12 protein-coding genes and 2 pseudogenes are annotated in these 18,450 nt (G+C 42.7%); 12 read left to right on the top strand and 2 right to left on the bottom strand.

What is annotated here, in order from left to right:
* The first annotated feature begins 19 nt into the window (after positions 1-19).
* The 3 genes and pseudogenes from OCV20_RS11815 to hsdR all read left to right on the top strand — a co-directional run bounded on the left by OCV20_RS11815 (position 20) and on the right by hsdR (position 4,463).
* Positions 20-554, top strand: a pseudogene (locus OCV20_RS11815) (hypothetical protein).
* The gene (locus tag OCV20_RS11810) at positions 548-1,930 is read left to right on the top strand and encodes a DEAD/DEAH box helicase (RefSeq protein ID WP_086774867.1); all 1,383 of its coding nucleotides are present in this window, start codon (positions 548-550) and stop codon (positions 1,928-1,930) included. Before OCV20_RS11815 ends, OCV20_RS11810 begins: the two are co-directional and overlap by 7 nt.
* An 85-nt stretch (positions 1,931-2,015) precedes the next feature.
* Complete coding sequence (hsdR, locus tag OCV20_RS11805) at positions 2,016-4,463, top strand: EcoAI/FtnUII family type I restriction enzme subunit R (RefSeq protein ID WP_086774866.1); 2,448 nt, start codon at positions 2,016-2,018, stop codon at positions 4,461-4,463.
* 45 nt (positions 4,464-4,508) lie between these two features.
* Here hsdR and OCV20_RS11800 read toward each other — a convergent pair whose 3' ends face one another.
* A complete protein-coding gene (locus OCV20_RS11800) occupies positions 4,509-4,886 on the bottom strand; it encodes an elongation factor Ts (RefSeq protein ID WP_086774865.1) in 378 nt (125 codons plus the stop codon).
* 74 nt (positions 4,887-4,960) lie between these two features.
* Here OCV20_RS11800 and OCV20_RS11795 point away from each other — a divergent pair, with 74 nt between their 5' ends.
* Positions 4,961-5,110 (top strand): hypothetical protein, encoded by a 150-nt coding sequence (locus OCV20_RS11795; RefSeq protein ID WP_008220701.1) that lies wholly within the window; start codon positions 4,961-4,963, stop codon positions 5,108-5,110.
* Positions 5,111-5,270: 160 nt separating this feature from the next.
* On the opposite strand, the gene OCV20_RS25880 is transcribed toward OCV20_RS11795, so the two are convergent.
* Entirely contained in the window at positions 5,271-5,669 is a 399-nt protein-coding gene (locus OCV20_RS25880) for a hypothetical protein (protein WP_046225069.1), read from the bottom strand.
* Positions 5,670-5,824: 155 nt separating this feature from the next.
* On the opposite strand from OCV20_RS25880, the pseudogene OCV20_RS11790 reads away from it, so the two are divergent.
* The 8 genes and pseudogenes from OCV20_RS11790 (at position 5,825) to OCV20_RS11755 (ending at position 18,448) form a co-directional block, all read left to right on the top strand.
* Positions 5,825-7,327, top strand: a pseudogene (locus OCV20_RS11790) (N-6 DNA methylase).
* Positions 7,327-9,105 (top strand): restriction endonuclease subunit S, encoded by a 1,779-nt coding sequence (locus OCV20_RS11785; RefSeq protein WP_086774863.1) that lies wholly within the window; start codon positions 7,327-7,329, stop codon positions 9,103-9,105. The pseudogene OCV20_RS11790 and the gene OCV20_RS11785 overlap by 1 nt, the downstream one beginning before the upstream one ends.
* 11 nt (positions 9,106-9,116) lie before the next feature.
* Complete coding sequence (locus tag OCV20_RS11780) at positions 9,117-11,315, top strand: McrB family protein (RefSeq protein ID WP_086774874.1); 2,199 nt, start codon at positions 9,117-9,119, stop codon at positions 11,313-11,315.
* Positions 11,316-11,317: 2 nt separating this feature from the next.
* Complete coding sequence (locus tag OCV20_RS11775; protein ID WP_086774862.1) at positions 11,318-13,894, top strand: nuclease domain-containing protein; 2,577 nt, start codon at positions 11,318-11,320, stop codon at positions 13,892-13,894.
* Positions 13,895-13,930: 36 nt separating this feature from the next.
* A complete protein-coding gene (locus tag OCV20_RS11770; protein ID WP_086774861.1) occupies positions 13,931-14,923 on the top strand; it encodes a PDDEXK family nuclease in 993 nt (330 codons plus the stop codon).
* Between the two features lie 126 nt (positions 14,924-15,049).
* Positions 15,050-16,906 (top strand): hypothetical protein, encoded by a 1,857-nt coding sequence (locus OCV20_RS11765; protein ID WP_238382846.1) that lies wholly within the window; start codon positions 15,050-15,052, stop codon positions 16,904-16,906.
* A 15-nt stretch (positions 16,907-16,921) separates the two neighbouring features.
* Positions 16,922-17,149 carry a hypothetical protein gene (locus OCV20_RS11760; protein ID WP_032498549.1) on the top strand — a complete coding sequence of 76 codons (228 nt, stop codon included), beginning with the start codon at positions 16,922-16,924 and terminating at the stop codon, positions 17,147-17,149.
* Positions 17,150-17,233: 84 nt separating this feature from the next.
* The gene (locus tag OCV20_RS11755; RefSeq protein WP_086774860.1) at positions 17,234-18,448 is read left to right on the top strand and encodes a TniQ family protein; all 1,215 of its coding nucleotides are present in this window, start codon (positions 17,234-17,236) and stop codon (positions 18,446-18,448) included.
* Positions 18,449-18,450: the final 2 nt, after the last annotated feature.

Here is an 18,450-nt window from a genome sequence, read left to right as displayed (position 1 = left end):
TATTGCCTGTAAGAGTCACATGAAGAAAGTAACCAGAATTAACCCTCACATGTTTAACCTATTGATTGAAAAAGGGATGGATAATTTCTCCGTCACAGAAGCTAGGGATGCTTTGCTAAACAGTGCTTCAGCCTTCTCGAGTAAGGACGACGTTCGAAAGTATGTTTATAAGCAACTTCTATCATTTGAGGAGAAAGGCTGGCTTTCTGTCATTGGGGCTCGTAGAGACAAGCGCTACCATCAAACTAACGAATTCAAAGCGCTCAGAATAGAGCCTAGAGCAGCTAGAAATAGGCAAGCTAAGGTCGATTCAAATTCCAGAGTGCTCTCTAAATGCACTAGAGCAAGAGAAGAAGCAACATGAAGGCGAGTTGGCGATTACTTTAGGCGAGATTGAGGAATACCAATCGTTGTTAACGCGTTTTCCAAACAACAAGCAAGATATGCAGCCGCTATTTAATGCGGCAAGAGAACGCTCAGCCAAGCTATTAGGCAGAATTAATGCACTAACCAACTGGATGCAAGTCGCCCAAAGCAAGGCTCCTCAATGTTAAGAGCATGGCAAGCCGAGTGTGCAGATCAAGCTATCGAGAAATTCACTTTAAACAAGCATTCACACTTCTTCTGTCAAGCAACCCCTGGAGCGGGTAAAACCGTTATGGCCGCCGAGGTTGCGAGTCGGTTATTTGAAATAGGCATGATTGACTTAGTGCTGTGTTTCTCTCCCTCTCTGACTGTTGCAGAAGGGATGCAAAAGACCTTTTCATGGAAGCTCGAATGTTCCTTTAATGGAGGCTTGGGTTCTCTTGGGGGCTCTTACACCTATCAATCCATCCGTTTTTTAGATGAAAACTTCTGGAACACCGTCAGTAAATATCGAGTCTTGGTCGTATTTGATGAGATCCACCATTGTTCGTTTGATGATGAGGGGCGGTCAAATTCATGGGGGCTAGAAATTGTCTCGAAGATCCAAGGCTTTGCTCGTTATACTCTAGCGCTTTCGGGCACTCCTTGGCGTTCTGATCGACTACCAATTGTTATGGCTGAGTATTCCGACCCCGATGGCAAGGTTGTTTGCGATTACCAATACGGTTTGCAACAGGCCGTTGAAGATAAAGTATGCCGCCGCCCTAAAATCGTTTTAATAGATAATGAACACCTGAGTGTTAAGGCTGGCAGTGACAATCAACACTTCGCCTCTATTCTTGATTGTCTTAAACAATCCGATGTCTCTTACCAAAGCGTCATTCACAATGAAGACGCTATGAATTACATATTAAATAGTGGTTGCCAAAAGCTAGCGCAGATAAGGCAAGAGTCCCCAAGTGCCGGAGGCTTGGTGGTTGCTGCTTCTATCAAGCACGCTAAAGACATTCAAAAGCGACTTGTTGAGCACTTTAATCAATCAGCATGCATAGTGACTTATCATCACGATAATCCGTTACACGAAATTGAATCGTTTCGTCACTCAAAGGTTCAGTGGATAGTCTGTGTTGGGATGATAAGTGAAGGAACCGATATTCCAAGGCTGCAGGTTTGCTGCCATATGAGTTCGGTAAAAACGGAGCTTTATTTTAGGCAGGTGCTCGGGCGAATTTTAAGAGTCAGTGACTCACCTAATCAAGAAGCGTGGTTGTATACCTTTGCTGAAGAAAGTTTGATTGGGTTTGCTGAAAGAATAGAGCAGGATATTCCAGAGTCGTGTCTATTTATTATATCGAATGAACAGACTGATGAATCAGAGAAGGCTCAGAGTTTTACTCCTACAGATTTGTCGAACGATAAGATTATGGTATCAGGGAAGTCCTCAACTCAACTAAATTGGTCAAAAACCGACGGGGTTCAAAACGCTTTTTACTCTGATTTCGAAGGTTATGATGAGTTACGTTTAGGTGATTTTAAACAAAGAGTTATCGCAACATTCACTTAATCACACCGTGAATAATGCGCACTCGGATTTATATAGGCTTTACGATATACTGATTAGCTATTGAGTCTCTCTACGAGTAATCCAAATGGTCAGCAGCATTAATAAAGCTAAGTTATCTGAAACCGACATCATTACCAAATTCATACTTCCTGCGATTAAAGAGGCAGGGTGGGATGATATGACTCAGATTCGCCAAGAGGTGAAGCTGCGAGATGGTAAAGTGATTGTTCGAGGCCAAGCTGCTGCTCGTCAGAAAGTAAAATCAGCTGATATCGTTCTTTATCATAAGCCTAGTATGCCGCTTGCAGTGATTGAGGCGAAAGCCAATAAGCATGAAGTTGGCAAAGGCATGCAACAAGGCATGGTATACGCAGGCCTGCTAGAGGTGCCATTCGTTTTTGCCTCGAATGGTGATGGTTTTATTTTCCGAGACTTAACCAACCCAACTCAACTTGAAACGGAAATTCGTTTAGAGGATTTCCCAACACCTCAGCAATTGTGGGAAAAGTATTGTGCTTGGAAAGGGTATAAAGAAGAACACCTGCCAATTATCACCCAAGATTACCATGATGATGGCAGCGGTAAATCACCGCGTTACTACCAGCTTCAAGCTATCAACAAGACAGTAGAGGCCGTTGCTGCTGGCCAAGACAGAGCCTTACTGGTCATGGCGACGGGTACAGGCAAAACCTACACCGCATTTCAGATTATCTGGCGACTTTGGAAAGCCAAAGCCAAGAAGCGAATTTTGTTCTTAGCTGACCGAAATATCCTTGTCGATCAAACTAAAACGAACGATTTTCAGCCATTCGGCACGGCGATGACCAAGATCACAGGTCGCAAAGTCGACCCTGCCTTTGAGGTTCATCTAGCCCTTTATCAAGCGCTTACGGGACCAGAAGAAGAACAAAAAGCCTACAAGCAAGTAGACCCTAATTTCTTTGACTTAATCATAATTGACGAGTGCCACCGTGGTAGTGCTTCAGAAGACAGCGCTTGGCGTGAAATTCTTGAATACTTTAGCAGTGCGACTCAAGTTGGTTTAACGGCAACACCAAAAGAGACCGATGAAGTTTCTAACATCGAGTACTTTGGCGACCCAATTTATACCTACTCTCTTAAAGAAGGTATTGAGGATGGCTTCTTAGCCCCTTATAAGGTCGTTCGTGTTGACATTGATGTGGATGTCCAAGGTTGGCGACCAACCAAAGGGCAAACCGATAAAAATGGCGAAGTGATAGAAGACCGAATCTACAACCAAAAAGATTTTGATCGCACTATGGTTATTGATGAGCGTACAGAGCTTGTCGCACAAACCATTACCAACTATCTGAAACGTACCGACCCAATGGCCAAAACCATCGTGTTCTGTAACGACATCGATCATGCTGATCGCATGCGCCGTGCGTTAGTAAACCTGAATCCAGAACAGGTAAAGAAGAACGATAAATACGTAATGAAAATTACGGGCGATGATGACATTGGCAAAGATCAGCTAGACAATTTTATCAATCCTAAGAAAAAGTACCCTGTTATTGCCACAACTTCAGAGCTAATGACGACGGGAGTTGATGCAAAAACCTGCAAGCTAGTAGTGCTTGATCAAGGCATTCAATCGATGACCAAGTTTAAGCAAATCATTGGTCGTGGTACTCGTATTGATGATCGCTATGGCAAGCTTTGGTTCACTATCTTGGATTTCAAAAAAGCGACAGAACTGTTTGCTGATGAACGCTTCGACGGAACACCAGAACGCGTGAAGGTCACGACTCCAGAGCAGTTCGAAGATGAAGAAGATTTAGATGACATCATCGACGGCGTTGATGATGTCGATGCTGATAACCCATTCGGTGACGAAGACATTGATCCTGATTCAATTCAAGAACCAGAGGCAGCCTATGGCGAAGGTTCAGGAAGCTCCCCTGAAAGTACAGGCGGTGCAGACGATTGGGATGATGAGAATCGAGTTCGCAAATTCCATGTGAATGGAGTTCCAGTAAAAGCGCTCGCTGAACGTGTCCAATATTACGATTCAGACGGTAAGCTTGTGACCGAGTCATTTAAAGACTACACCCGTAAAACCATGGTGAAGCAGTTCTCTTCTTTAGATGAGTTCACCAAGCGTTGGAACGAATCTGACCGGAAGCAAGCCATTATCGATGAGTTAGCCGAAGCCGGTATTCTATGGGAAGCGCTAGAGGACGAAGTGGGTAAAGACATGGACCCATTCGATATGATTTGCCATGTCGTTTATGACCAACCCGCTTTAACTCGTAAAGAACGTGCCGATAACGTGAAGAAGCGCAACTACTTCACTAAATATGGCGATACCGCGCAGCAGGTGCTGAACAACCTTCTCGACAAGTATGCTGATGAGGGAGTGCAAGAAATCGAAAACATCCACGTTCTTAAAGTGAAACCTTTCGATGAAATGGGCAGACCGTTAGAAATCATTAAGAAAGGCTTTGGTGGCAAACTGCAATATTTAGAAGCGGTTAATGAACTCGAAGCTGCTATCTACCAATCTGCTTAACAATATTCACACCGTGTAGATACGAAAACCTTTAAGGCCGCTAATTTAGCGGCCTTTTTTGTCTTCATCAAAGAGATCCAGTTCAGATGAGAGTAGTGCAAGCTGATCGGCTAACATTCCGCTTATGCAGTTGTGATCAATATATCTAGGTAAAATATTGCCTAAGTTAAGGGCTTGGTAGTCAGGGTGTTCAAACAGTACTTGTAAATACTTATTAAGGCGCTCTTCAGGCGTCGAATCACGCTTTAGCTGCTTTTTGATGTTTTGGCCAAGCTTACGAATATAATCTTTGTCAGTCTCTTTAAAGTCATCGTTAGCATTGAGCTCATCATAAAGCACACTTGCAAGCTGGCTATGGCTCCAACCCAAGGCATCCAAAGCTTTTTGAATCTGTTTTTGCTTTTGTTTTGTCGCTGTCCCCATTTGTCCCTAACCCCCTAGTTATTATTACCTTGTCTTAGCGAAGACATCTTAATCACGAAAAAAAGGACAAAATCATGACTAAATCAAAAGCACCAATGACACCAGAAGCCGCTGCTCGCATTCAAGGTAATGCCGCAAAACAAAACGGCGGGCAAGTTCCTAAAGGCGACTTTGCTGGCCGAGCTCAACGCGCAGCTGCTCACAACCAAAAACAAGGGAAATAGGAGTTCATTATGAATAAACCAGCTTCAAGTACACCAAAAGGTGGCGTTAAGCCGAATCCAAATTACCCAAGCACGACGGGCAAACCATCGGGCGGTGGTCGCGGAAACACACCTAAGCGCTAATAATTAAAGGAGGGGTAGCATTATGCTGCCTCTCTTTTTATGAGCATCTGTTGGCGTGTTGCTTGAATGTGCGAAGAAATATAGCCTGATCTGATTTGTAGTCTGAATATGCCACATCATTTTCTGTTTTTTCTAATGCGCATAAACAAGCTTCCCGTTTACTCTCATACCAACTTACCGACACCATATTTTTGCTAGAATTCACGCAAGTATCGACAATCGCGTATTCCACTTCGAGAGGATACCTTTCTTTGTCTAACCCACTTTCAACAGCGTAACCCCCTAGGGCTCCAACCAGTAAAGCGGAGCTAGCAGAAACGAGCTTTCGCTTGCTGAACTTAAACCCTTTAAAACTCTTCTCACACTCTGAACACGATATGTTTTCTGCAAATTCAATCTCATTGTCCTTCTGGCAACGAGGGCATTCTATTTTCATTATTTAGCCAACTGTATTTATGATTATGATTTTATAAGTTCAGGCTATAGATTAATGAATCTTATATCTATGGTTTCATAGAACTAACTTCATTTTTTTTGACCTAGTTCTGCTATAATTCGCCACAAATTTCAGTTGTTTAAAAGTAGAAAAACATGTCTATCAGTTCAGTTATCAAATCCATTCAAGACATCATGCGTAAAGATGCGGGTGTCGACGGTGATGCACAGCGCCTTGGTCAAATGTCTTGGTTACTTTTCCTTAAAGTATTTGATGCTCAAGAAGAAGAGTTAGAACTAGAACTGGACGACTACAAATCACCAATCCCAGAACAATATCTATGGCGTAATTGGGCGCAAGATGCCGAAGGCATTACCGGTGAAGCACTGCTTGAGTTCGTAAACGATGACTTGTTCTACAAACTGAAAAACCTAACCGCACCGGTTGACCTCAACCCGCGTGGCTTTGTTGTTAAAGAAGCATTTAGCGATGCGTTTAACTACATGAAAAACGGTACGTTGCTGCGCCAAGTGATCAACAAGCTAAATGAAATTGATTTTACTGATTCGTCAGAGCGCCACCTGTTTGGTGATATCTACGAGCAAATTTTAAAAGACCTGCAAAGCGCAGGTAACGCGGGTGAGTTCTACACGCCTCGTGCTGTTACACGTTTCATCATAAACCGCTTAGACCCTAAGCTAGGCGAAGCGATTATGGACCCAGCAACGGGTACAGGTGGCTTCCTTGCGTGTTCGTTTGACCATGTGAAAGACAACTACGTGAAAACGGCAGCGGATCACCAAACACTGCAAAAGCAGATCCACGGTGTCGAAAAGAAACAACTGCCACACCTACTGTGTATCACCAACATGATGCTGCACGGCATTGAAGTACCTGTGTAAATCAAACACGGTAATACGCTCAACAAGCCGCTTTCAAGCTGGGACAGCAACATCAATGTGATTGCGACCAACCCGCCGTTTGGTGGTACCGAAGAAGATGGCATTGAGAAAAACTTCCCGGCAGAAATGCAGACGCGTGAAACTGCCGATCTGTTCTTACAGCTTATTATTGAAGTACTTGATGAAAACAACGGTCGAGCAGGCGTAGTACTGCCAGATGGCACATTGTTTGGTGAAGGCGTTAAAACCAAAATCAAAAAGATGCTGACCGAAGAATGTAACCTGCACACCATCGTGCGTTTACCTAATGGGGTATTTAACCCATACACAGGTATCAAAACCAACATTCTGTTCTTCACCAAAGGCAAGCCAACTAAAGATGTGTGGTTTTACGAGCACCCATACCCAGAAGGCGTGAAGAACTACAGCAAAACCAAACCAATGAAGTTTGAAGAGTTCCAACAAGAGATTGATTGGTGGGGCAATGAAGAAGACGGTTTTGCAAGCCGCGTAGAGACCAATCACGCATGGAAAGTGCCAATCGTCGACATTATTGAGCGCAACTTCAACTTAGATATTAAAAACCCATATCAAGGTGAAGTGGTAAGCCTCGATCCAAACGAATTACTAGAGAACTACCAACAGCAGCAGCAAGAGATCTCTCAGCTTCGCAATCAACTGAAAGACATTCTAGGTACTGCGCTGAAATCATCGGTAGATTCAACGTCTATTACAGCAACTGGTGAGAGTAAATAATGAGCGCAGAACAAACCTCTATGAACCAGTTGATCACCGACAATATTGACGTTTGGACTTCAACCGTTAAAACCAAGTCCGCTTCTGGTCGTGGTAGTAGTAAAAAGCGTGAGCTTTATGGTGTAAAGAAACTGCGTGAGCTGATCTTGGAATTGGCTGTGCGCGGTAAGTTAGTGCCGCAAGATTCGAATGATGAGCCTGCTTCCGTACTGCTAGAGCGAATTGCGGAAGAACAATTACAATTGGTCAAAGAGAAGAAGATTAAGAAGCCGAAGAAACTAACTGAGATCACTCCTGAAGAGAAGTTATTTGATTTGCCGGAAGGGTGGGCATGGGAAAGGCTTGGCAATATCGGTGATACGAATATAGGCTTAACTTATTCTCCAAAAGATGTGGGAGATACAGGAACTCCTGTACTTCGTTCAGCAAATATACAAAAGAACCGTATTGATCTTAAAGACCTTATTAGAGTTAACACAGAAGTCAAAAACTCGGCATATGTTGGTCGAGGGGACCTATTAATTTGTGCTCGGAATGGTAGTAAAGCTCTTGTTGGTAAGACAGCGAAAATTGGTGAACTGAATGAACCTATGGCTTTTGGTGCGTTTATGGCGATTTTTAGAAGCCAAATTAATAGCTATGTGGAAGTTTTTTTAAACTCTCCCGTTTATCGAAGAAATTTGGAAGGAGTTTCTACCACTACTATTAATCAAATAACACAATCAAACTTAAGAGCGACATTGTGTGCCGTCCCTCCTTTTTCTGAACAACACCGCATTGTCGCTAAAGTCGATGAACTCATGACACTTTGCGACCAACTAGAGCAACAAACCGAAACCAGCATTGAAGCACATCAGGTATTGGTAACAACGCTGTTAGACACGTTAACCAACTCCGCTGATGCCGACGAACTAATGCAAAACTGGGCTCGAATCAGCGAGCACTTCGATACCCTGTTCACGACAGAAGCGAGCATCGACCAGCTAAAACAAACCATCTTGCAACTGGCGGTAATGGGTAAGCTTGTCCCACAAGACCCAAATGATGAACCTGCTGCAAAGCTGCTTGAGAGCATCGCGGAAGAAAAAGCGCAGTCAATCAAAGATAAGAAAATCAAAAAGCAGAAAGCTCTACCGCCGATTACTGATGATGAAAAGCCATTTGAACTGCCGAATGGGTGGGAGTGGTGTCGAGTTGGTGATTTGTCACTAAATTCAGAATCTGGTTGGAGTCCAAAGTGTTTAGATACACCTAGAGAAACTGGAAAGTGGGGTGTATTAAAGGTAAGTGCTGTTACATGGGGTATTTACAACCCTGATGAAAATAAAGAATTACCAAGTGCTTTGGAGCCTAGAGAACAGATTGAAGTTAAAGCTGGTGACTTTCTGATTTCAAGGGCGAATACCGCGGAACTTGTTGCTAAAGCTGTTATTGTTCCGTCTGATTCGCCTGAAAAGCTAATGATGAGTGACAAAATTATTCGTTTTCGTTTTTCTGAAACGTTGGAGGCGAATTACATTAATTTGTTTAATAATTCTGGTTTTGCGCGTGACTACTATGCAGAAGTCGCAGGGGGCACGAGTAGCTCAATGAAGAATGTTTCAAGAGTGCAAATAAATAACCTGGTTGTCGCTCTACCTCCAAAAGAAGAACAGAATAAAATTGTGTGTAAAGTTGCGGCATTTTTTACTTTGTGTGACCAACTCAAGGTTCAGTTAAAAGAGTCTCAAACCACTCAACTATATCTTACAGACGCTATTGCCGAGCAGGCGGTGTAATCGTGGCTGATGTGAATACTGTATATAGTATCGGCGTTGTTAAGGACTTAACGGATGATGAGTTATATCAAAAGCTTTATGAAAGCTGGGGAATAACCGACCGTAAGATTGAGGTGTGGGGTGAGCTAAACATTAATGATATGGGTTCTTGGGCCGGGCTTCGCAATGCAAAAACACTTCAAGGCAATCAAAAAATAGAGTACCCATTGTCGGGTTCAAATGAATTGCAATCCGGAGTGTTCTTGAGCCCTGTGATGGCTAAAGCCTTCTTGGGAGGTGAAAAAAAGGTCATGGTAGCATGTCAGCTAGTGTTAGCTTCTCCAAGGCAAAGGGTAATTAAGAACAATCCATTCCTTCTAGCAGTAGATGAAAATACAGTCGAGCGTTTAACTGACTTAACAAGTGTCTTATCTGAGTCAGAGCGCAAGAATATTGTTGCTGATTCGGAAAGTACATTCATACGCACGGCTGTATATGATCTTGAAGTCAAGAGCGTGAAAGATCAAATCGAGTCAGAAACAGGTGCTTTAAAACAGTTATTCCAATCCACAAAGACCAAAACTCGTCAAGAGATTCAAAAGCTTGAAGAGGAGAAAGAACTGAGCCAAAAAAAGGTCACTGACCTAGTGGATGATCTGAAACAACTTACCGTTGAAAATGAACAATTAAGTCAAGATAAAGAAAAAGTTAGCCAGAGCATTGCTGCGAGTAAAGCCAAACTCGAAATAATGGTCGAACAGAATCGTAAAGTTGAGGAAAACATGGCTAAAAAAATAGAAAAACTCACTAATTTCATTGAAGAAAAAGCCGTGTTTCTAAAAACCTTTGAGTTTATTGATGAGGAGGACTTCGATAGCTTTATTTTTAATGCAGTGAAAGAGCGTGATACTGAAAGCATGGTGAGTTTTAGCGATGTTCTTGAGGGTGATTATGAGAAGGCGGTTTCTTATATCCAGTCTTACCTGAAAGAGCAGGATATTCTTTACCCAAGGCACATCATTGAAAACTACCTGACTCTCATTCGCTCAAATGATTTGATCGTGCTTGCGGGGGATTCAGGCTCGGGTAAAACGAATTTGGTGCAATCATTCGCAAAAGCGGTAGGTGGCGTTTCTAAGATCATCCCCGTTAAGCCTAACTGGACAAGCTCTGAAGACTTATTGGGTTACTATAATCCCCTCGAAAAAAAGTACTTAGCCACGCCTTTTTTAGAAGCTCTCATTGAAGCGCAACAGAACCCAGAAGTACCCTACTTTATCTGCTTGGATGAAATGAACTTGGCTCGGGTAGAATATTACTTTGCTGACTTTCTTTCTAAGCTTGAGGAGCGTAACGAGCAGCCGACGATCCAACTTTACTCGGATGACGAAGCAGCACATGTTCTCGCCGAGCTAAAAGGGGTTGTTTCGATCATTTCTAACGCGCAAGAAAAATTCAGCAAAAATGGTATCGTGGACTTTGTTGCGCTCATGCAAGATGAAGAGATTAACGCTGAAATGAAACGCGCATTTGGCTTTAGCGATAAAGACTCACTGATCAAATACCACGGTGACATCAGACGTATGTTGGCAGGTGTTCTCGGCACGCCTTCGTCGATCACGATTCCAGCGAACGTAAGAATTATTGGTGCTATCAACATCGACGAAACGACCCATTACCTGTCACCAAAAATTCTTGACCGCGCGCATGTGATGAAGTTTAAGAGCCCTTTGCTGACCGACTGGGATGTCATTTTTGATGAGATTGACTCTTACGGGCTAGATGACGTTACTTTACCGCTAGTGTTTGATATTGAAGAGCTTGGTGAGCGTACCCCTTACCCGAAATTTGAACGTTCGAATGAATTCTGCGAGCTGTTCACGACCTTAAACCGAGACGTTTTCGACCCGCTCGGTGTAGAGTTTGGTATGCGTACTATTCGACAAGGGCTTAACTATGTAAGTCTGTTTAGCGATGTAAACGACAATAAGCCTTTGGCAATCAATAATTTTATAGTTCATAAAGTGCTGCCTAAGTTTACTTTTGATGGTGATAAGCAAGTGGGTGATTACAGTAAAGCTGAGCTTGTTAGCCGTGTATTCTTACCTCGCCTTGAATCGTTGTTGGATAACCAAGCAGAGATAGCGGCGGAGTTTTCTTGCACCAAATCGGTAGAGCGTTTGGTTAAAGCGGCTGAATCGAATGATGGCGTTGTGAACTACTGGGCGTAATCATGGAAGCTCCATTCGTTATCAAGTTTATCGAGACCAAATGGCACGATAAGCAAACCTTAGTCAGTGTTAGCGAGTCAGAGTACTCGCTAAAGCTTGAGCATACGGGGAACAATACGTTTTCCGCACACACCACCATCTACCCTAAGGTCGATGAGCTACGTTTTGCTCAACTTGCGATTAAAACTAGGCATGGTGATCAATCACCGCCTCACATTGCCATGCCCAATGGCGAGAGAAGGCAGTTAGAGTCGATTATCGATCCTGCTTCTAATGCCGAGTGGTGGGTTGAGCCTGCTCATTGGGATGTAAAACAACGGGTTTGGCGAAGTGAAGCGCGGCGAACGGCTGGTCAGATTACGTTTGTCATTGGTAACTCGACACTAAAGCTTGATATTGATATTTCCGAACAGACCAAATCGGATCTTTCTCGCTATCTATCAGATTTTAAAGCGGACCTGTGGGAGCTGATCCTCGATGAGAACAGTCATATCACGGGTGATGCAAAAAACTCTCAGGTTGCGGCTATCGATCAGGAAGCGTTGTCACTGGTCGCATCAATTCTTAGCAATGCACAAATCATCCTCAAAAAGCCCAAAGTCGAGCTGAAAGAAGTCCAAGCGTTGAGGCCGACCAAAGAAGTGCGTCCTGTTCCGCGTACATTTATGGAAATATGCACCAAGGGCTCACGCAAGCACTTGACCAGTCGCGCATCCGAGCCAAGCTACAACGTGCCAGAAAACCAGTATGTGCTGTATGTGATTTCGAGCACGCTGAACATTGTAAAGCAATTGGTTAGGGTGGCTGAGAGCAAAACAAGCCGTTTCTCTAGTGCTATTGAAAAGCTCACTGAGCGTTTAGAAGGCCTAAAAGACTATCGCACGATCAATCGTGACTTAGTGGTTAAAGACTTAGAACGGCTGAAGAAACGGTTTGATACAGAAGTAATCAATGACGAGTTATCGGAACAATTAGCTAAAATTAATGCCAATCTGTCTCTAAGTTACTCCGAAAAAGGTTACCTAAGGTTGGAAAAAGCAACAGGTTCTGAGAATGAGTGGTGGGCTAAAATCAAACCATCGAAAAATGATGACTGGCAACAGTTTGAGCCAGATGGTTATACCATTTTTAGTTCTAGAGATCATTACGCCAGCTTGTTTAAATCTTATAGCGACTATGAGATAGAAGCTAAGATCCCTTTGCCGTTAAAAAGAGGGAAGGCGGCGGTTTTGTATCCAGAATACATCTCACGAATTTGCGTATTACCAGACTCGCGTTCTATTCAAAGAGGGCAAGAAAATTTCACTAAATTGCGTGACAAAGGCATTGCTCTAAGTAAAAAGGATTGGCATGCGAAGTTGACGCTAGATGAACTTGCTGAGCAGGAAAAAGAGCGTTCTACTATCAATAAACGCTTGAGTTACTTCGCCACTGAACATGGAAAAGTGGGAATCGTACACAAAGCGCTTGAGCCAAAACTGAAACCTTTCCAGCAAGTAGAAAAAGAATGGCGTCAATATAAAGTCAAAAGTAAAAGCACGTTTCCCAACTCTATGACCTTTGTGCAAAACCCTGCCTATCAAGCGGTTCACTCGGGTTTTAAAAAGTTAAAAGAGCAGATTGGTTTAGCCGATGAGGACATTTTGCTTTCATTGGAGAAGATCGAAGCGATTGGGTTAGTCAACATGCCACTACTTTATGAACGTTGGTGTTTACTCCAAATCATCAAAGTTCTGACTCAGTCATTCAGATATCAGCCAGAGGATAACTGGAAGCGAAAATTGATTGGGAACATTCAAGGCAATGAAGAACAAATCAGCATTCAGTTTTTCAACCCAAGAGTTTCAAGAACCATTACTCTGCAATACGAACCGTTCTTATCTAATGGTAAGCGCCCTGATTTTGTTTTGGATGTGGAAGCGACTACCAAAAGTGGTTACCAGATCTTAAAGCGGTTAGTCGTCGATGCAAAGTATTATTCTGCTGACTATCTCAAGCATAGAGGTGGGATCGGTGGGGTTATCCATGAACTATACAACGGCAAGGATTATAGCGAAGGCCAAGAGAACAGTGTATTTGTTCTTCACCCCGTGTTAGATGCAGTTAAGAAAGTCGTATCCCCGCAGGAATGGGCGAAAGACAGTTATTTAGGTGAGCTATCCATGTTTGATTGGGAGCCTCCATACCATGAACGCCAAGCTACAAACTATGGTGCAGTATGTGCTAACCCAATGAAGTCGCAACGGTATCTTGATGAAATCCAACGTATGTTAGGGATGTTTTTGCAATATGGAATTGAAGATAATACGCCATCCCATGGTGATTCTGATGATGCTCAAGCTATAAATTTCTGCGTGTCTTGTGGATCTGAAAAAGTGGCTGATGTAACTAACTCAATGAGATCAAATCATCAAAAGCGTTGGTATCGGTGCAATGAGTGTACTCAGTTTACCGTGTATACCCACTGTGGGACATGCAATACGCGATTGATTAAGAATGGAGAGTATTGGACCTATTTGTCTTTGATGCCGATGTCTTCAATTAACATTAAGTGTCCAAGTTGCGAGTCGCCAGTTTAGTGAAAATAGAATAATGTCAAAGGTATAAACACAATAATGAGCCTCTATAATATCTCTAACAAAAATCTAACCGCTTTAACTCAAACCACTTTTGCAACCGAAGGGCTGCAAGAGCGGCAGGATCTTCAAGAAGCTCTTAAAGGTTGCATCGACGCTATTGCTCCAGATTGTCTCGTGATCTCTGAAGAGTTTTCCGACTGGGAAGACAGTCGTCGTCGTATTGATCTTCTAGCAATTGATCGCAATGCTAACCTGGTAGTCATTGAGCTGAAACGCGATGAAATCGGTGCACACATGGAGCTTCAAGCTCTGCGTTATGCTGCGATGGTCTCAACCATGACGTTTGATAAGGCGTGCGAGTATTTTGAGCGTTACATCGCTAAAGAGGGGCTAGAAATCAATGCCCGCGAAACCATTCTAGAGTTTGTCGACTTAGATGAAAGCAGTTTGGATGACTTTGGGAACGATGTCCGTATCGTGCTTGCCTCCGCTGATTTTGGTAAAGAACTGACCACATCTGTCCTTTGGTTGCGAGACAAAGGCATTGATATCAGTTGTGTTCGTCTTACGCCATATCGCTACAAAGACGATGTGTTGATTAATGCAGAGCAGATCATCCCCGTACCAGAGATTGAAGCGTATCAAGTCAAATTCCGCGAGAAACAGGCCGAGCAACGCACCAGTAAAAAGGGGCAGCGCGATTACTCGAAATATCGATTTAATGGTCAAGTTTATAACAAACGTAAATTGGCATTGGCTGTCTTGACGCATTGGATTGAGCAAGAAAATCCTCAAAGTATATCTGACATAAAAGATTCGTTAAAAGATTGGAACTTGCCTCGTGCTGTCGCTTTGTTTGGTCAAATCGCTGACAAACATTTAAACCGTTATCATTCGTCGGAATGCGATTTAATCACTTTGGTTTCTGGTGAGCTTATCGCCATTTCAAATCAGTGGGGTGACAACATCCCAAGGTTGTTAGAAGCGATGAAAATATATGGTCTAGTCGCGGAACGAGTAGAGAACTAAATTAGTAAAGGGAGCTTTTAGCTCCTTTTTTGGACGTATTAATTGATTAATAGCAATATGCTCACTAATGCGCATTGGTAAAGTGTATTGATTTTAATGATTTTTCTTCTGAGGTTATCCACTTCCATGGGGCAATTACCAAAACCATCGCGTTCAAAAAGCCAGTTTATTTATGACTTTTCTGTTTACGAATATTCAAGCAAATCAGATGCCGAGCACATGGTTGAGAAGATTCGTACAGTATTAGATGATGCTCGAACTAATGAACAGTTCAAAGAAATCCAATTGGAGTTGCTTTGGAGAGATTTGAAGCGTTCTAATAAATCGAAAACTGATTCAACTAAACTCGTTAGTGAACAGAAAAAAACAAAGAAGAAAACTAAGAAAGAGAAGAATCGTGAACGTAAAGAACGCTCACAGAGTATAGTTAAAAAAGCGTCGAAGAGTGTCCCCACAAGCGTCGCTAAATCGGCCGATGTCTCTCCCTCCTCCCCAAGAGTACGAAAAATGGCTTTACAGCCAACTTCTAAAAAACAAGTGACGCCGTGGCCTACATGGGCTCAGGTTAAGGCGAATAAAGTTGTAGCTGTGCCAAAAGAGGCAGTCCCTGTAGAGACAATAATATATGAACCAGAAATTGAAACTGCTACGTTAACTAATGTCTTAATTCAATCAACGGTTCAAAATCCTGAATTAGAAGTAGAGGTTAAAGCGCCGTCTAGTTTCGAAATATCAGAAAAGACCAAAGTAGAACCAATAGTGTCATCTGCGGCAACTCCTAAGCTAGAAGCGTTTCGATGGCCTTCAACCGTCGCTTATGAAGCAGATGAGAGTATGCCTGAATCTAACTGGCCTAAAGTAGGTATGTTATCTGCGGTAGGTTATTGCGTCGGAATTAATGGCTTGGGGCTTAAACAGAGGCAAGAGTTATTGAGTAACGTTTATTCAAAACGTTTACCGTTTGTCGATAGTCGCAAGTATGTAGCCGAATGGGGTATGCCTAGAAGCTCAGAAAGGCTTAGGAAATTAGCAGAGGCAATAGCTGCTTTTGTTCGAAATGCGAAGAGAAAGAAGAATAATATGTCTGTTGCCATTCGTGAATGGGAACAAGATTTAGCATGGCTGAAAGAGAGGTACTATCTCCAACATAAATTTATATGGGTTTGGCCTAAGTCGGTATTGCCGAGTGAAGAAAAGGCAAATTGCCAACAATTGGTTGCACCAAAGACAGAAAACACTTACCAGTCTTCACGTGAGTTTTTGGTGGATCAGTATACAAATGATGCTAACGAGCTTTGTTGCCAAGTCTGCAAGTCTGCGTTGCCTTTCAAATTGCAATCAGGAGAATATTACTTTGAAGAAATTAGAGTTCATGAACTTGTAAAGCAAAGTGTTTTCTCTAATTTAGTTCTTTGTCCTAACCATAGGGCTATGTATCAATTTGCTAACAGTAACAAGGTGCAGTTGTTACGAGCTCTTGGGAATGAATTTAAGAAGGAAATTCAAATTACTTTGGCTCATAAAACAAATAAAATCTTCATAACAGAGAGGCATCAAACTGAACTGAGAAAACTTCGAACAGAAATTAATAATCACGAATTTGAGTTAGTTGATAAATCTTTGTTCGGTGTAAATAAAGTCCACCTTTATGAACTTAATGGGAAGTGGGTACTAGCGTCTCGGAGGGATGTTAAACTGGGAGAGTTTATCTCAAAGGAGCATGCCAAAAATTGGTTGGATAGATTTGATACTTTCCGTAAACGCACTTTAGCTACTCAAGTTAAAGAGACTAGACCCAAGGCAACTATTAAGAAAAAAACTATTGTTAGTAAAGCAAACTCTACAGCTCTCGGGCTAGGGTCTATAAAAAAATTAGCGCCTCAAAGTTCATATCAAACAGGGTTTACAAATTGTAGCAATTGCCATGGCGATGGTGGAATTAATGGCGGCTGTTGGAAATGCGGAGGTTCAGGATGGATGTAGGTATAGGGAGTGAAAATGTTTAAAAGTGGCAGTACTACTACAACTCAGATTGGTTATATCAATCGCAATAACCAAAAGAATCACGGTACTAGAGGAATAGATGGTAATGATCATTGCCAAGTATCTTACAAACTCGAATGTCTTGAGCCTGGGTGCGGTGTTGTTTATGGAGCCAATGGGACAGATGTATTTCAAAGAAAGTGTCCTAAATGCCAAGGCGGTAAGCCTGGAATTGATTTCTAGTCACAATTTAGCTAGATAGAATTTGAATTACTCGGATTAACGTCACCACTAAAACTTAGAAACTCTAAGTTTTAGTGGTGACATGTGAAAACGGACATTCAACTTTACCCTGACGAATCGCTCGAAAGCTTCTTGTTGCGCTTATCGCAAGAGCAAGGCTACGAGCGATTTTCTCATTTCGCCGAAGATATCTGGTTCGACACCATGGATCAGCATGAGGCGATGGCTGGTGCTTTCCCCTTAGAGCTAAATCGAGTCAATATCTACCACGCTCAAACCACAAGCCAAATGCGGGTGCGGGTTCTTATTCATCTTGAGAACCAATTAAAGCTCAATAACTTTGGTGTATTGCGCCTAGCGTTATCACATTCAAAAGCTCAATTCTCTCCGCAATACAAAGCTGTTCATAGGTTCGGGGCTGATTACCCTTATGCTTTTCTTCGCAAACGCTTTACGCCTATTTGCCCTCTGTGTATTGACGAAGCACCCTACATTCGCCAGCAGTGGCAATTTATCTCTCACCAAGCTTGTGAACACCATGGCTGTAAACTGGTTCATCACTGCCCTGAGTGTAAATCGAGACTTGAATACCAAAGTACCGAGAGTATTGGCCAATGTGAATGCGGTTATGAACTCCGAAACTCGCCAGTAGATGACGCTCCAGAGGCTGAGACCTTGGTCGCTCGATGGTTGTCAGGAAATGATGCAAAACCCTTGGGATTACTGAAGGCAGAAATGACGTTATCTGAGCGCTATGGCTTTTTACTTTGGTATGTAAATCGCCATGGTGAGTTTGATGATGATCTCAGTTTTGAGTCATTCATTGAATATTGTGGCACTTGGCCAACGGCACTGTGGCAAGACCTCAATGCCTTGAAAGAGAAGTCAGAACTTGTGCGAGTAAAAGATTGGAAGAAGGTGTTTTTCAATGAAGCCTTTGGTGCTCTGCTTAAAGATTGCCGTCAGTTACCCAGTCGGCAGCTGAGTCACAATATCGTACTTACTCAGGTGTTAGCTTACTTTACACAGCTAGTAGCAACAGTGCCCTCAAGTGCCAAAGGAAATATCGGTGATGTACTGCTCAGCCCCTTAGAAGCTTCTACATTGCTCTCTTGCACAACGGATGAAGTGTATCGGTTGTATGAATTTGGTGAGATTAAAGCCGCTGTCAGGCCGCGAATGCATACAAAGATAGCGAGTCACGAGTCGGCGTTTACTTTACGAAGTGTCATCGAAACAAAGCTGACTAGAATGAGCTCTGAAAGTGATGGTTTAAGTGTGTATCTACCTGAGTGGTAATT

Origin of the sequence: Vibrio coralliirubri (assembly GCF_024347375.1) — a bacterium.
Taxonomy (GTDB): Bacteria; Pseudomonadota; Gammaproteobacteria; order Enterobacterales; family Vibrionaceae; genus Vibrio; species Vibrio coralliirubri.
Note: the sequence above shows the minus strand (reverse complement) of the source record. Positions and strands in the feature narration are given on the sequence as shown.

Excerpts from the sequence above, each read along its gene's own strand:
- OCV20_RS11810 (WP_086774867.1), top strand. The coding sequence starts at position 548 with ATGTTAAGAGCATGGCAAGCCGAGTGTGCAGATCAAGCTATCGAGAAA.
- hsdR (WP_086774866.1), top strand. The coding sequence starts at position 2,016 with ATGGTCAGCAGCATTAATAAAGCTAAGTTATCTGAAACCGACATCATT.
- OCV20_RS11800 (WP_086774865.1), bottom strand. The coding sequence starts at position 4,886 with ATGGGGACAGCGACAAAACAAAAGCAAAAACAGATTCAAAAAGCTTTG.
- OCV20_RS11795 (WP_008220701.1), top strand. The coding sequence starts at position 4,961 with ATGACTAAATCAAAAGCACCAATGACACCAGAAGCCGCTGCTCGCATT.
- OCV20_RS25880 (WP_046225069.1), bottom strand. The coding sequence starts at position 5,669 with ATGAAAATAGAATGCCCTCGTTGCCAGAAGGACAATGAGATTGAATTT.
- OCV20_RS11785 (WP_086774863.1), top strand. The coding sequence starts at position 7,327 with ATGAGCGCAGAACAAACCTCTATGAACCAGTTGATCACCGACAATATT.
- OCV20_RS11775 (WP_086774862.1), top strand. The coding sequence starts at position 11,318 with ATGGAAGCTCCATTCGTTATCAAGTTTATCGAGACCAAATGGCACGAT.
- OCV20_RS11770 (WP_086774861.1), top strand. The coding sequence starts at position 13,931 with ATGAGCCTCTATAATATCTCTAACAAAAATCTAACCGCTTTAACTCAA.
- OCV20_RS11765 (WP_238382846.1), top strand. The coding sequence starts at position 15,050 with ATGGGGCAATTACCAAAACCATCGCGTTCAAAAAGCCAGTTTATTTAT.
- OCV20_RS11760 (WP_032498549.1), top strand. The coding sequence starts at position 16,922 with ATGTTTAAAAGTGGCAGTACTACTACAACTCAGATTGGTTATATCAAT.